Annotated in this window: 11 protein-coding genes; 7 read left to right on the top strand and 4 right to left on the bottom strand. The window is 73.2% G+C overall.

The annotated features are described in order from the left end of the window. Positions 1 to 476: 476 nt before the first annotated feature. Positions 477 to 1,256: an ABC transporter ATP-binding protein gene (locus G3I71_RS36430; RefSeq protein WP_164321644.1), complete on the top strand. Its 780-nt coding sequence runs from the start codon at positions 477 to 479 to the stop codon at positions 1,254 to 1,256. Further along, on the top strand, positions 1,256 to 3,817 hold the full coding sequence (locus G3I71_RS36425) for an FtsX-like permease family protein (RefSeq protein WP_203732299.1): 2,562 nt from the start codon (positions 1,256 to 1,258) through the stop codon (positions 3,815 to 3,817). Before G3I71_RS36430 ends, G3I71_RS36425 begins: the two co-directional genes overlap by 1 nt. A 79-nt stretch (positions 3,818 to 3,896) precedes the next feature. Here G3I71_RS36425 and G3I71_RS36420 read toward each other — a convergent pair whose 3' ends face one another. Next, positions 3,897 to 4,895, bottom strand: coding sequence for a TauD/TfdA family dioxygenase (locus G3I71_RS36420; RefSeq protein ID WP_164321640.1), 999 nt, complete (start codon positions 4,893 to 4,895; stop codon positions 3,897 to 3,899). Positions 4,896 to 5,089: 194 nt separating this feature from the next. On the opposite strand from G3I71_RS36420, the gene G3I71_RS36415 reads away from it, so the two are divergent. Both G3I71_RS36415 and G3I71_RS36410 read left to right on the top strand, forming a co-directional pair. Next, positions 5,090 to 6,079: a 4'-phosphopantetheinyl transferase superfamily protein gene (locus tag G3I71_RS36415; protein ID WP_239149548.1), complete on the top strand. Its 990-nt coding sequence runs from the start codon at positions 5,090 to 5,092 to the stop codon at positions 6,077 to 6,079. An 87-nt stretch (positions 6,080 to 6,166) separates the two neighbouring features. Continuing rightward, positions 6,167 to 6,703 carry a hypothetical protein gene (locus tag G3I71_RS36410; protein ID WP_164321638.1) on the top strand — a complete coding sequence of 179 codons (537 nt, stop codon included), beginning with the start codon at positions 6,167 to 6,169 and terminating at the stop codon, positions 6,701 to 6,703. Positions 6,704 to 6,830: 127 nt separating this feature from the next. On the opposite strand, the gene G3I71_RS36405 is transcribed toward G3I71_RS36410, so the two are convergent. After that, complete coding sequence (locus tag G3I71_RS36405) at positions 6,831 to 8,690, bottom strand: AfsR/SARP family transcriptional regulator (RefSeq protein ID WP_203732297.1); 1,860 nt, start codon at positions 8,688 to 8,690, stop codon at positions 6,831 to 6,833. 282 nt (positions 8,691 to 8,972) lie between these two features. Here G3I71_RS36405 and G3I71_RS36400 point away from each other — a divergent pair, with 282 nt between their 5' ends. Next, a complete protein-coding gene (locus tag G3I71_RS36400) occupies positions 8,973 to 9,116 on the top strand; it encodes a hypothetical protein (protein ID WP_164321637.1) in 144 nt (47 codons plus the stop codon). A 59-nt stretch (positions 9,117 to 9,175) separates the two neighbouring features. On the opposite strand, the gene G3I71_RS36395 is transcribed toward G3I71_RS36400, so the two are convergent. Continuing rightward, on the bottom strand, positions 9,176 to 10,642 hold the full coding sequence (locus G3I71_RS36395; protein ID WP_343243169.1) for an alpha/beta hydrolase: 1,467 nt from the start codon (positions 10,640 to 10,642) through the stop codon (positions 9,176 to 9,178). Between the two features lie 59 nt (positions 10,643 to 10,701). Then, positions 10,702 to 11,700 carry a TIGR01777 family oxidoreductase gene (locus G3I71_RS36390; RefSeq protein ID WP_164321636.1) on the bottom strand — a complete coding sequence of 333 codons (999 nt, stop codon included), beginning with the start codon at positions 11,698 to 11,700 and terminating at the stop codon, positions 10,702 to 10,704. Between the two features lie 313 nt (positions 11,701 to 12,013). On the opposite strand from G3I71_RS36390, the gene G3I71_RS36385 reads away from it, so the two are divergent. Both G3I71_RS36385 and G3I71_RS36380 read left to right on the top strand, forming a co-directional pair. After that, positions 12,014 to 12,697 carry a hypothetical protein gene (locus G3I71_RS36385; RefSeq protein ID WP_164321635.1) on the top strand — a complete coding sequence of 228 codons (684 nt, stop codon included), beginning with the start codon at positions 12,014 to 12,016 and terminating at the stop codon, positions 12,695 to 12,697. A 208-nt stretch (positions 12,698 to 12,905) separates the two neighbouring features. Then, on the top strand, positions 12,906 to 13,598 hold the full coding sequence (locus G3I71_RS36380) for a sigma-70 family RNA polymerase sigma factor (protein WP_203732295.1): 693 nt from the start codon (positions 12,906 to 12,908) through the stop codon (positions 13,596 to 13,598). Positions 13,599 to 13,610: the final 12 nt, after the last annotated feature.

Genomic DNA, 13,610 nt, shown 5'->3' with positions numbered 1-13,610 from the left:
TCCGGGTGGGTCCGGAGACCGCTCCCGGCCGGGAGCGGTCTCCGGCGGTGATGTCGGCGCCGGTTGGTCCGGCCAGGGCTCTCTGCCGGGAACGCGTCCGCGGGTCGGGCGGGAGTGCCGCCCGGCGGGCAGCCGCCTCCGGCTCGGGCACCGGGGCGCCGGCGGCCTCTGCGGCGCTGATCCACCGTTGCGCGCGAGGGAGTTCGTGACCGGCCGCCGCTGCCGGTCCGGCCCGAGCCTCGAGCCACCGGGCCGCGCTCCAAGACCTCAGCGCCCGCGCCCAAGCCACCGCACCTGCCCACTTTCGGACGATTCTCCGCGTCATCGGCTGAAACCCATGCCCCGGTCCACCGGTTCGGCCCGTTCCCATAGGACCGATATAGATCGGGCGGCAAGGTTCGATCCGATGCACTTCCGCTGTCGGCGGAGGCGCTCACCGCCCCCACGCGACGATGGATGGAGAGGACTGGTCACGCATGATGACCGAGAGGACCAACACCGAGCCGCGCAGCGGCACCGCCACCCGGAGCCACGCTCTGCGGCTGGACGAGGTCAGCAAGGTCTACGGCAGGAACGGCCGTGGCGTCAGGGCCCTCGACGGCGTTTCCGTAAGCATCGAGCGCGGTTCGTTCACCGCGGTCATGGGCCCGTCCGGCTCCGGCAAGTCGACCTTCCTGCATTGCGCGGCCGGCCTCGACAAGCCGACCTCCGGCCGCGCCTGGATCGGTGACACAGAGCTCGGAGGGATGAACGAGACCCAGCTGACCAAGCTGCGCCGCCAGCGAATCGGCTTCGTCTTCCAGGCGTTCAACCTGATCTCGTCCCTCTCCGTGCGCCAGAACGTCGAGCTGCCCCTGCGCCTGGCCGGCGAGCGCCTGGACAAACGGTGGCTGGAGGAGATCCTGTCCCGCGTCGGCCTAGGCGGCCGGGCCACCCACCGCCCGTCCGAACTCTCCGGCGGCCAGCAGCAGCGCGTGGCCATCGCCCGCGCCCTGATCACCCGTCCCGACGTGATCTTCGGCGACGAACCGACCGGCGCCCTGGACACCGTCACGGCGAAGGAGATCCTCTCGCTGCTGCGGTCCTGCGTGGACGACACCGGTCAGACCGTCGTCATGGTCACCCACGACCCCATGGCCGCCTCGTACGCGGACACCGTCCTGTTCCTCGCCGACGGTCGCCTGGCCGACCGTATGCACGCCCCGACCGCCGATCGCGTCGCGGACCGGATGACGCACCTGGGAGCGTGGGCCTGATGCTGCGTTACGCCTTACAGACCCTCAGGGCCCGAAAGGGCGGATTCATCGGCGCGTTCCTGGCGCTGATGTGTGCCGCCGCCCTGGTCACCGCGTGCGGCATCCTTCTGGAGACCGGCCTGCGCGGCACCATCGGCACCGAGCGGTACGCGGCGGCCCCGGTGATCGTCGGCGGCGACCAGAACGTCCACCAGACCACCGTCAAGGAGAAGAAGGGCAAGACCAAGGTCAAGCACAAGGCGAAGCCGCTCGCCGAACGCGTCTGGCTGCCCGGCTCCACCGTCACCGCGCTGGAGCAGGTGCGCGGCGCACGGGCCGTCGTACCCGAGATCACCTTCCCCGCTTACGCCATCAGCCCCGAGGGCCGCGTCGTCGAGGGTGTTGACGGCAAGGACTCCTACGGGCATGCCTGGGCCTCGGCCGCCCTCACCCCGTTCACGCTCGTCTCCGGCACCGCGCCCGCGTCCGCCACCGATGTCGTCGTGGACCGCGAACTCGCCGAACGTACGGGCCTGAAGGCCGGTTCGAAGCTCACCGTGCAGTCGACCGACGCCCCGCGCACCTACACCGTCAGCGGCATCGCGGCACCCGCGGGCGGCGACCTGAAGCAGCAGACCTCGCTGTTCTTCTCCACCGCCGAGGCCCAGCGGCTCTCCGGCCGCGACGGCCAGATCACCGCGATCGGCGTGCTGCCCGCGAAGGGCGTCGGCACCGCCGAACTGGCCGCTCAGGTGAAGAAGGCACTGGACGGCACCACCGCGCAGGTCGTCACCGGCGGCGACCGCGGTCCGGTCGAGTTCCTCGACGCGGCCAAGGCCCGCGTCAAGCTCGTCTCGATGGGCGGCGCCATCGGCGGCACCTCGCTGCTGGTCGCGATCCTCGTGGTCGTGGGCACCTTCGCCCTCTCCATCCAGCAGCGTTACCGCGAACTCGCCCTGCTGCGCGCCATCGCCGCCACCCCCAAGCAGGTACGGCAGCTGATCGGCCGCGAGGCCCTGATCGTCGGCCTGCTCGCCGGGGTGCTCGGCGCCGTCGCCGGACTGCCGATCGCGTACTGGCTGCACCACAAGTTCGTCGGCTTCGGCACCATCCCCGACACCCTGGAGGTCACCTTCGGCTTCTTCCCGTTCGCCGCCGCCGTCGGTGCCTCCCTGCTGGGCGCCTGGGCCGCGGCCCGCATCTCCGCCCGCCGAACCGCCCGTATCCGGCCCGCCGAGGCGCTCGCCGAATCCGCCATGGAGCGGACCGGATTCGCCTGGGGCCGCTTCCTCGCCGGAGCGCTCACCCTGGCCGGCGGGGTGGTGCTGCTGGCCGTACTGAGTGCGCTGAAGACCGAGCCGGCGTCCACGCCGGTGACGTTCCTGACCGTCGTGGTGCTGGCGGTCGCGGTCTCCCTGCTCGGCCCGGTCATCGCCCGGCTCGCCGTCGCGGTCCTGGGCGTCCCGCTGCGCGCCTCGCGCGTCGCCGGCCACCTCGCCACGGCCAACGTCCGCGCCAACACCAAGCGGATGGCGTCCGCGATCACCCCGCTGGCCCTGCTCATCGGCATGGCCTGCACGGTGCTGTTCGTGCAGACCACGATGGGCGACGCCTCCTCGGCCCAGGCCAAGGACGGCAACCGGGCCGACTGGGTGGTGGCCTCCTCCGGCCCCGGCGTGCCTGAGCAGGCCGCCGACGCGCTGCGCGGCACCACCGGCGTCACCGCGATCACCGAAGTGGTCCGTACGACCGTCCGCGTCGGCCTCGACAAGTACCCCTCGCAGGGTCTGTCCACGGACGGCCTGCAGAAGAACTGGGACCCGGACGTCAGCGAGGGAACACTGGCCGGCTTCGGCAGCGGCAGCGTCGCACTCAGCGAGGTCGCCGCCGACCACCTCGGCAAGAAGCCCGGCGACTCCCTCAAGATCACCCTCGGCGACGGCACCGTCGTCACCCTGAAGGTGGCCGCCGTCTACGCCCGCGGACTCGGCTTCGGCGACCTGACCATGGCCCACGACCTGGTCGTGCGGCACGTCGACAACCCGCTCGCCTCCTCCGTCCTCGTCCAGACCACCGACGACGGCACGGCGGGCCGCGAGCAGCTGCAGAAGGCCGTCGCCGCGTTCCCGGGCGTCGGCGTCCTGGACCGAGGCCAGGTCGAGGACCTCCAGGCCGAGGTGCAGCAGTCCAACGCCGAGGTCAACTACGTCGCCATGGGGCTGATCATCGCGTTCACCGCGATCGCCGTGGTCAACACGCTCGCCATGTCGGTCTCCGACCGCTCGCGTGAGTTCGCCCTGCTGCGCCTGGTCGGCACCACCCGCCGGCAGGTCATGGGCATGCTGCGCATCGAGTCCCTGGTCGTGGTGGTCATCGCAGCGGTGCTCGGCAGCGGCATCGCCTTCGCCGTCCTGACCGCGTTCAGCATCGGCATGACGGGCACGGCGGCACCCTCCGTCGACCCGTGGATGTACCTGGGCGTCCTCGGCTTCGCCGGCGCCCTGGCCCTGCTGGCGACGGTCGTACCGGGCCGGCTGTCGCTGACCGGCCGTCCCGCGGAAGTCATCGGCTCCGGCCAGTGACGGCACCGCGCCGCGGCACTCACGGCTGAAGGGCCGGCCCCGCGGGGCCGGCCCTTCAGCCGTGAGTCGCCGTCCTGTCCTAGTCCAGCACCGCGCCACCGCCCTTCCGGTCCACCCGGCTACGGCGGTTGTCCAGGTGCGCGTAGACCCGCTCCAGCCAGCGGTCCGCGCCGTCGTAGCGCGGAACGAAGGAGGTACGGCCGTGCACCGCGACCCGGTTGTCCACGACGGCGAAGTCACCGACCCGCAGCCGGTGCGTCGTCATCGTCTCGACGAACGCGTCCCGCAGCCCGGCCATCGCCGCCTTCGCCGTGTCGTCCAGCGGGTGGGTGGCGGCGAAGTCGATCAGCACGTTGGGGTCCTCCGGGTCGCCCAGGAGCACCGGGTGCGCCGACCGGACGCTGGCGAGGCTGCCGAACGACGGCGGCGGCTCGGTCAGGAACCGCGGCTCGGCGAGCACCCGGCGCGTCTCCTCCGACAGCAGCGGCAGCGCGCGGCGGACGGAGGAGGTGCACAGTTTCGCGTCGCCGGTCGGGTCCTCCCGTATGCAGAGCAGCCCCACGTAATCGGGCCGGTTGTCGTGGAAGGCGTTCTCCACGTGCAATTCCAGGAGTACGGAACCGGCGTTGCTCTGCGATTCCTCCCGGCCCGGCACCGGCACCACGTTCTGCACCAGGGCGCCGTTCTTCTCGCTCCGGAAAGAGATCACCTCGCCGAGTTGCAGCATCAGCGAGGTGATGACGGCGGCGGCGGTCGTCGGAACGCGCTCGACGGAATTCGGCACGCTCGGCGTCGGCGGCAGCGGATCGCCCGCCACCACCGGCAGGTTGCGCAGCAGCAGCACCCCGTCCTGATTCGGATCGTGCCGGAACGCGCGCAGCGTGGCCAGCAGCGTACGAGGCAGCAGCGAGGAGGTGGCGAGGGCCGCGCCCAGCCACTCGGAGCTGTCGATGAGCGGATGCCCCGGGCCGGTCAGCCGGCCGGTCAGGGCCACCAGCTGTTCCCTTTCCCGTTCGCTGAGTTCATGCCCGGTCACCGTGTTCGATGCGGCCGGAACCAGCATCTGAATCTGAGTCATAGGAAAGATTCCTCAGGTTGTCGGCAATTTCCCGGGCAATTCTGGAAGCCAGGCCTATCGCGCCCCTATGGGCGTCGGTATAGGCCGTCAATAGCCCCGGGGAGGAGGCTCGGAAACAGTGACCATAGACATCTGAGCACATCTGAATCAGCCCGGTCGCCCCGGCGGACGGGTGCGGAAAGGAGACGCGGGACATGACGTTCCCACGCGATCGAAGCCGGGCGGACACCCCCGGCAGGGCAGAAGAAGAGCCCCGCATCACCGCGGGTACCACCGCGCGGGGCCGGGGGAGTGGAGGGCCGGGGCCAGGTGACGCAGCCGAGGGAGAGGGGGCGCCGGGTGCGACCCGGCCCGGCGAGCGCTCCCGGCTCGGCGAGGTGGGCCGGCCCGGGGAGGGTCGTATCGCCGATCAGGGCGCGGCCCCGGCGGCCGGCATGACGGCCGCCGCCGTCGACCGGATCATCGCCCGGGGCGAGGCGCACGTGTGGTGGTGGCGCTGCCCCGAGCGGGTCGACCCCGCCGACCTCGCGCTGCTGGGCACGGAGGAGTTCCGGCGTGCCCTCGGCATGCTCGCCGAGCGGGACGCCGCCGAGTTCGTGCGCACCCGGGCCGGAGCCCGCCGCGCGCTGGGCGAACTGCTCGACATCTCCCCGGCCACCACCCGGCTGGGACACCGGCGCTGCCCGGGCTGCGGCGCGGACGACCACGGCCCGCCGATGCTGGTGCGCCCCGCGCTCCCGCTGGCGATCAGCCTGAGCCGTACGGCCGGCTGGGGCGTCTTCGTGGTCGGTGCCGGCCTCGGCATCGGCGTGGACGCGGAGGCGCTGCGCCCGGTGCGCGAGACCCTGTTCGCCGGGTCCGTACTGACCGCGGCCGAGCGGCGCCATCTGGACGCCAGGTCGCCGGGCCCGGCCAGGCACGCCGCGTTCCACCGGGTCTGGACCCGCAAGGAGGCCGTCGTCAAGGCAGTCGGCGTGGGCCTCGTCGGCACGGAGCTGGACCAGCTGGAAACCCGCCCCGACCAGGACGGACCGTTGCGCGTCACCCACCACGGCATCGGCCGCCCCACCGAGTGGACGGTGGAGGACCTGCGCCTCTCCGACCATCTCGCGGTGGCCCTGGCCCGCGCGGCCGGCCCCGCGGCCCGCGGCCCGGTCCACCTCCACCCGCCCACCGGCCCGTGACCCGGCGGCCCACCCCCGGCAGCCCGGGCTCCGACCGCACTTCCGACCGCACTTCCGACCGCACTCCGAGAGAGGACGTCACGCATCATGACCACGGAATCCGTCGCACCGCCGGCCCGTCGCGCGGACCTCGACACCACACTCCGTAGGCCCCGCACAGGTCAGCTGTCCGCCGCCGAACTGACCACGTACTTCGACACCCTCGCCGAGGCCGTCCAGCGCGTCGACCCCGGCCCGTCCGCGCCCGGCGGCTGGGAGAACCGGGAGCGGCTGTGGTTCTCCACCTGGGTGCGCGCGGCCTACGAACACCCGCTGTCGGCAGCTGTGTTCGGCCACCCCGACGCCGGTGCGGCCCGTTCCGCGCAGCACCGCCAGGCCGCCGAACTCGGTCTGCGCATGGACGTCTCGGGCACCGGTATCCGCCCCGCCCGCCCGACCCCCCACGTCCGCGCGGCCGCAGCCGTGGCCGCGGTCTGGTCGGTCACCGCGCTGGCCGTCACGCAGTCCCCGCGGCCCCCGCGCGAGCGCGTCGTCTCCGACGCCTGGCTGATCGCCCAGGAGATCATCGCCCCGGCCCTGCTGACGGCCGGGCCCGGCCTCACCCGCGCTCGCGGCGCGTGGTGACGTGTCCGGCTCACCGGACATCCCGTACGAGAGCGAAGCCGAGCAGGAGACCGCGTACAGGCACCCGCACACGGGAAGCGCCACGTACAGGCACAGCGACAGCCACAGGGACAGCGACACGGCCGGCTCACCCCACCCCGGTGACCGGCGTGTCCCGTGGAGCCGCGGGCGTGAGCGCCAGCGCGGACGCCTGCTCCCGAGGCCCCCTCGGTTCCCGCGCTTCCCACGGGGCCGACGCCGCGAGCAGCCGTACGAGCTCGTGGCAGTGGTACAACGGCCGTCCCTGGTCGTCGAGTCCGGACAGTTCGAGGAGCGCGGCGTCGACGAGGGACTCCAGGGCGTTCTCCGCCGTGTCCTCCGACAGTCCGAGCCGGTCCCCGGCCCACCGCGCGGGGAACGGCTCGCCGTCCGCTCCGCCCAGCGTCCCGAACACCGACCGCTCGACCGCTCCGAGCTGCTCCACCGAGGACCCCAGGACCCGGCTCAGGTCGAGGTCGCCGAAGGCGAGTTCGGCCAGCCGGGCGGCGGGGTCGGCGAGCCGGGCGGCCAGCCGGGCCGCCGTCCAGTGCGGCCGGGCCGCCAGCCGGGCGCCCGCGATGGCCAGCGCCAGCGGCAGCCCGCCGCAGTACGCCACCAGGTCCTCGGCCCGGTCCGGGTCCTCCAGCAGCCGCTGCCGCCCAGCGCGGGCGGCCAGCAGATCGAGGCCCGCCTCCTCGTCCAGCAACGGCAGCGCGAACGTGTCGCCCGCCGTCACCCGGGCCAGCCGCCGCCTGCTGGTGATGAGGACGGCGGCCGGTCCGGCCGGCAGCAGCGGGGCGAGCTGCCGGTCGCCGGAGACGTTGTCCAACACCAGCAGCAGCCGCCGCCCGGCGGTCCGCGTCCGGTACAGCCGTACCAGCTCGTCCAGATCGCCCGCCGGCAGGTTCGGGTCGCTCTCGCCGAGCGCCCGCAGCAACTGCGCGAGCACGGCGCGCGGAGCCCGTGGGGCGCCGTCCGAGCCACGGAGTTCGGCGAAGAGCAGCCCGTCGGGGAAGTGCTCCCCGTTCTCGGCGGCGGCCCGTACCGCGAGCGCGGTCTTGCCGATGCCGGCCATGCCGGTCACCAGGATGCGCCGCTGCGCGGGCTCCTCGTGCCCCAACCGCCCCCGCAGCGCCCGCAGTTCGTGCTGCCGTCCGACGAGTTCCCCGTCGGAGGCCGGCAGCATCGAGGGCACCGGACCGGTCCGCGCGGCTCGCGCTCCGGCGGTCCGCCCGAGCCCCAACTCCCCGCCCAGCACGGCCTGGTACGTCCATCCGAGCACCTCGCCGGGATCGATGCCGAGCTGCTCGGCGAGGACGCCGCGCCCCTCGTAGTAGGCCTGCAGCGCGTCCGCCTGTCGGCCGCACCGGTACAGCGCGGTCATCAACTGGGCTCGCAGCCGCTCCCGTACCGGGAACGCGGCGACCAGCCCGGTCAGGTCGGCCGTCACCTGCTCGTGCCGCCCCAGCTCCAGATCGGCCTCGATCCGGGACTCCAGGGCGAGCATGCGCTCCTCCTCCAGCGGCGCCAGCTCGGCGTCGAGCAGGTGCTCGGTGACGTTCGCGAGCGCCGGCCCCCGCCATAACTGCATCGCCCGGCGCAGCGACTCCGAGGCTTCCTCGAACCGCCGTTCCGCCAGCGCCCGCCGGCCGTCCCGCTCCAGCCGCCGGAACTCGACCAGGTCGATCAGGGCGCCGGGAGCGCGCAGCACGTACCCCGGAGGCTGCCGAACGATGTCGGCCTCGTCGCCCAACTGCTTGCGCAACCGGGACATGTACGTGTAGATCTGCGCACTCGCCGTCGCCGGCGGATCCCAGCCCCACAACAGTGAGCTGAGCCGCGCGTCGGACACGACCCGGTCCTGCGCCAGCAACATGGCGGCGAGCACCGTGTGAATCTTGGATCCGGAGAGGGCGATCCGTTCGCCGTCCTGTACAGCCTCCACCGGCCCTAGGACCAGGAATTCCATGGGGCACCCCCCTTCTGGTGCGGCTTTTCCTACAGTTGAGAAGGTAGGAGGCGCCGTTATTGGCGGGTTATCGCCGCGGTGCGGTCCGCGCTCCGGGCCTGTGTTCCGTGATCTCCACCGCAGATCGACCGTCCTTCTGTCCGCCACTCCCCGCGGGGCCCGGCACCGAGTCATGAACGCACCTCCCTCGGCGTCGGCCGGGCCGTCGGCCTGGGCCTCTCCGACTGCTGCAGGAGCGCACCACGACGAACGCGACCCGCGGGTGCTGAGGAGTGGGTGCGGTTGTCGGTCTCCCTGTACGACCACGTCCGCCCAGGCGGCCTGGCCTCGCTCAGCGACGGTGTTCAGCGGGCGCTGGGCGGGGCTCCCCGGGACTTCTCCGCGTACGCCGACACCACAGCCCGGCAGGGGGTCTGGAGCAGCTGACCTGTTCTGGCGGTCCGGCCGGTTCCCCGCGTGGAACCGGCCGGGCAGGTTTCCTTTCCTCAGCGCGCCCCCGACCCCTTCAGGAACTCCGCCAGCGTCCGCGTCAGGGTGTTGTGGGCCGGGGCCGCGAAGAGCGGGTCGAGGTGGTTCATGCCGGTGTCGGTCTCGTATGCGGCGTACGGGATACGGGAACCGGCCACCACCTTGCGCGCCGCCTCCTCGATCGTGCCCTTGGCGTAGCTCGTCCCGAAGGCGTACAGGGGTACGTCGAGACGGTCGGCGTGGTGCAGCCGCAGGCCGAGGGAGCGGGTGAGCGGGGTGTCGGTGTAGGCGTCCGCGACGTCGAGGTCGACGGAGAGCCGGGCGGGCCAGTACCACTCCCACACGGCCGGCACCGGACCGGCGTACGCCGCCGCGACCCGGCTTATCGGCGTGATCCCGGCGTCGACCCAGCCGCGTACGTCCCCGCTGCCGGCGAGGTGTCCCGAGTGCACGCTGATGGAGTTCGGCCAGCCGAAGCCCGCGTCCACGAAGAAGCCCAGCAGACCCGCGTTGGTGACGGTGTACGGCAGGCGCAGGGCGTCGGGCAGGCGGGGCTGGAGGACGGAGACGCCGTCGGGGTCGTGGAGGGCGTAGTGGCCGGCGAGCTGGTACCAGATCTGGGTGCTCTCCGCGCGGCTGCCGAGCCCCACGCCGCTCAGGGTCAGGTCGAAGACCGCCCCGGCGTCGATGGCCGCCAGCCGCTCCCGTACCTCGTCCGGCGAGTCGAGGACCGGCTCGCCCGTGCCGTCGAACGCCCCGAGCACACCGCCGTCGACGACCACGAGCCCCGCGAGGTCCCGGTGGCCGGGGCAGCCGTCGAAGTCCCAGGCCGCGTACGCCATCGCGGTCGTCGCTCCCCAGGAGTGACCGCCGAGCACCACGCGCCGGCCACCGCGCCCCGCCGACCGGACGACGGCCCGGAGATCGGCGAGCGTCAGGGGCAGGCCCCAGTGCGCGGCGAAGGGGGAGGCGGCAGGGTCCTGGGTGCGGTAGTGGCCGTTCAGGTAGTAGGAGAGGGGGTCCGGGCCGGTGAATCCCGTCCGGTCGGCGAGGTTCTCCTCCCGCCGGTCGAGGGCCCACACCTGCAACCCCGGCACGGCCGCGACCAGGTCACGGGCCGGCAGCCGGAAGTCGTTCGCCGCCCCGAACATGCCGGGCACCAGTACGAGGACGGTGGTCGCCGCGTCGGGGCCGACCTTCAGGACATGCACCCGGTCCGTCCCGCCGGGCCCGCCTCCGGCGCCCACGGCCACCGGCACGTACGGCTCCGGGCCGACGGCCCTTTGCTCGATGGCGCCCGGTGCGCGTCCTGCGGCCAGTGCGGATCCGGCCCCCGTGCCGGCCGCGGCGAGCGCCGCACCGCCGATCATTCCGCCCAGCACCGTACGGCGCGGCAGACGGCTCGTCATCTCACGTACCTCCAGGGAGAGTTGGTCGAGACCAGCTTCCCTCTCGCTCTCGACGACCCACGCACCAGGGGGCACTTGCGACACTCCACAGCGGCTCCTCGGCGGGTCTGCCGTCCGGCGTCCGCTGCCCGCCGTCAGCGCACGGACCGGCCGTTGTCGACAGCAGCGTCCGGGGTCGCGGCGCCCGTCCCCGCTCTGTCGCGCACCCGGCGTACGAGGTCGGCGGCGGCCTCCGGCCACTCGGCGTGTTCGAAGGTGAAGCCCGCGTCGAGCAGCCGGCCGGGGACGACACGGCGGCTCTTCAGCAGGAGTTCGGTGTCCGAGCGGAGCGCGAACGCGCCCAGCTCCGCCATCCACCGCGTCGCGGGCAGACCCACCGGAACGCCCCACGCGGCGCGCAGCGCGTGCATGAACGCGCGCTGCGGAAGGGGGTGGGGAGCGGCGAGGTTCACCGGCCCGGTGAGGTCGTCCCGGGCGGCCAGGAACTCGACGGCGCGTACGAAGTCGTGGTCGTGGATCCAGGACACGTACTGCGCGCCGCCCGCGACCGGGCCGCCGAGGCCGAGCCGGGCCAGCCGCAGCAGGACGTCGAGGACACCGCCGCGGTCCGGGCTCATCACCATGGCCGTCCGTAGGGCGACCTTGCGGGTGGCGGGGGTCGCCGCCTGCTCCTGCGCCCCCTCCCAGGCCCTGGCGATGTCGACGCTGTAGGCCCAGTAGTCCGGAACGCCGGGTTCGGTGCCGCCGATGACGCCGGTCGCTTCGTCGTTGGGGGCGTCGAAGCGGTGGGCGTACACGGTGGCGGTGCTCATCTGGAGCCAGAGCCGGGGAGGCCGCGCGGCGCCCGCGATCGCCTCGCCGACGACCCGGGCGGAGCGGACGCGCGAGTCCATCATGGCCCGCAGGTTGGCGGGGGTGTAGCGGCAGCTGACGCTGCGGCCCGCCAGGTTGATCACGACGTCGCTGCCGTCGACCGCCTCGGTCCAGGCGTCCAGCGTCTCGCCGTCCCAGCCGATCTCCCGGTCGTGCGCCGGCCGTCGGGTCAGGACGGTGACGTCGTGACCCGCGGCGGTGAGCGCACGGTTCAGGATGCCACCCACCTGACCGGTTCCACCGGGTATGACTACCTTCATGGCTCCCCCTGGGGCTCGGAACGTGTCGGTGTGAGAGTAGCGCAGATATTTGAACGCGTTCAAAACGTGCCCGAGGCGTGTCGGCGGTGCTGACAGGAACTGTGGGTTCGATCTGAGTGTGAGGGCCGGACTTCGGCGCAGAAGCCCTCCGCGTCACGCGTCCGGACCGGGAACCCGCAGGTCGGACGAGGCGTCCGCCGGATGTCCCGTGGTGCCCCACCGGTCGGCCGGGGGTACCCCGCCGAACCGTTGATCGGTACTTTGCGTACCTGCCAGTGACGTTCGAGCGCCGGATGGGAGGATGTGGGCCGTTATGACTGCCGGGTGGGGTACGCGCACGCTACGGGCCGCGGTGTTCGCCGCCGTCTGTGTGCTGCTCGCCGCCCTCGGTCACGCGCTGATGTCCGGCGCCACCGTCGCCTGGTGGACGCTGGCCGCCGGGGCCCTGGTCACGGGCGGCGCGGGCTGGTGCCTGACCGGCCGCGAGCGCGGACTCCCGCTGGTGGTGGGCGTGGTGGTCGTCGCCCAGGGCGCGCTCCACTCGGCGTTCTCGCTCACCCGGAGCGCGAGTACGGGTACGGGTACGGGTACGGGCACGGGTTCCGCCGACACGGCGATGGACTCCATGGACATGGCCCACACCGGCACGAGCACCGGCACCGGCATGGACATGGGTGCGGGCGTGGGTCGCCTGACTCGCGGCGGCCACGGCATGGACGTCCTGTCGTCCTCGTACGGCATGCTCGCCGCCCACACGCTCGCCGCGCTGCTGTGCGGTCTGTGGCTGGCGTACGGCGAACGGGCCGCGTTCCGCATCCTGCGGGCGGTGGCCGGTCGGCTGGCCGCTCCGCTGCGGCTGGCCCTCGCGCTGCCCGCGACGCCGGACCGCCCCCGTCCGCACCTGCGGCGCGGCGGCTCGGACCGGGCGCCGCGGCTGCTCCCGCTCGTCCACGCGATCACTTCCCGGGGCCCGCCGACGGCGATCGCTGTCGTCTGAGACAGCTGGTTCCCCGGGACCGCTCCAGGTGGCGCCGACGCACTCGGCGCCGTCCTCCGCAGGAGCCCCGGGCCTCGGCCGTACCCACCCACGCGGACGGCCGTCCTCCCCCTGCCGGTAGCGGCGTGCGCCCACCTCTCGCGCATCGCGCCGCCCTTGCCTCGCGCTGCCTCGCATCGCGTCCGTGGGCCGCCCTGCCGGATTCCGGATGATCCGAGAAGGACACCAGGTGATCACTCCTGTACTCCCCGCCCCGACCGTCTCGACCCTCCCGACCGTCCCGGCCCTCTCGGCCGACGAGTCGATAACCGCCTGGGCGCTCGCCGCCCGTGGTGGCGATCCGGTCGCCGTCGAACGCTTCGTCGGCGCCCTGCACCGCGATGTGGTGCGGTACGTCGCCCGTCTCTGCGCCGATCCGCAGGCCGCAGACGACCTCGCCCAGGACACGTTCCTGCGGGCGCTCGGCAGCCTGCACCGGTTCGAGGGCCGGTCCTCGGCCCGCTCCTGGCTGATGTCCATCGCGCGGCGCGCGGTGATCGACAGTTTCCGGTACGCCGCCGCCCGGCCCCGGCTGTACGACACGGAGGACTGGCGGCTGACCGTCGAACTGGCCCAGCCGCGCGGGCTGCCCGGCTTCGACGACGGGGTCGCGCTCCTCGACCTGCTGGCCGCGCTGCCCGACGAGCGGCGTGAGGCGTTCGTCCTCACGCAACTGATGGGGCTGCCCTACGCGGAGGCGGCCGAGGTCAGCGACTGCCCTGTGGGGACGGTGCGTTCACGCGTGGCCCGGGCCCGCGCGACCCTCGTCGGCCTGCTCAAGGAGGCCGAGAACCAGGCGGCGGCGGAGTCCGCGTCCGAGGAGGCCCTGAACGAGCGCCCGTTGGCCGTTCTGGCCGCCTGATGAGGGGGGCAT

This window comes from Streptomyces sp. SID12501 (assembly GCF_010550245.1).
GTDB lineage: Bacteria > Actinomycetota > Actinomycetes > Streptomycetales > Streptomycetaceae > Streptomyces.
This window is presented reverse-complemented; position numbering and strand designations above follow the sequence as displayed.

What these genes read in the sequence shown, in the direction of transcription:
- G3I71_RS36405 (WP_203732297.1), bottom strand. Translation starts at nt 8,690, where the DNA reads ATGGAATTCCTGGTCCTAGGGCCGGTGGAGGCTGTACAGGACGGCGAA.
- G3I71_RS36430 (WP_164321644.1), top strand. Translation starts at nt 477, where the DNA reads ATGATGACCGAGAGGACCAACACCGAGCCGCGCAGCGGCACCGCCACC.
- G3I71_RS36425 (WP_203732299.1), top strand. Translation starts at nt 1,256, where the DNA reads ATGCTGCGTTACGCCTTACAGACCCTCAGGGCCCGAAAGGGCGGATTC.
- G3I71_RS36415 (WP_239149548.1), top strand. Translation starts at nt 5,090, where the DNA reads ATGACGTTCCCACGCGATCGAAGCCGGGCGGACACCCCCGGCAGGGCA.
- G3I71_RS36420 (WP_164321640.1), bottom strand. Translation starts at nt 4,895, where the DNA reads ATGACTCAGATTCAGATGCTGGTTCCGGCCGCATCGAACACGGTGACC.
- G3I71_RS36410 (WP_164321638.1), top strand. Translation starts at nt 6,167, where the DNA reads ATGACCACGGAATCCGTCGCACCGCCGGCCCGTCGCGCGGACCTCGAC.
- G3I71_RS36380 (WP_203732295.1), top strand. Translation starts at nt 12,906, where the DNA reads ATGATCCGAGAAGGACACCAGGTGATCACTCCTGTACTCCCCGCCCCG.
- G3I71_RS36385 (WP_164321635.1), top strand. Translation starts at nt 12,014, where the DNA reads ATGACTGCCGGGTGGGGTACGCGCACGCTACGGGCCGCGGTGTTCGCC.
- G3I71_RS36390 (WP_164321636.1), bottom strand. Translation starts at nt 11,700, where the DNA reads ATGAAGGTAGTCATACCCGGTGGAACCGGTCAGGTGGGTGGCATCCTG.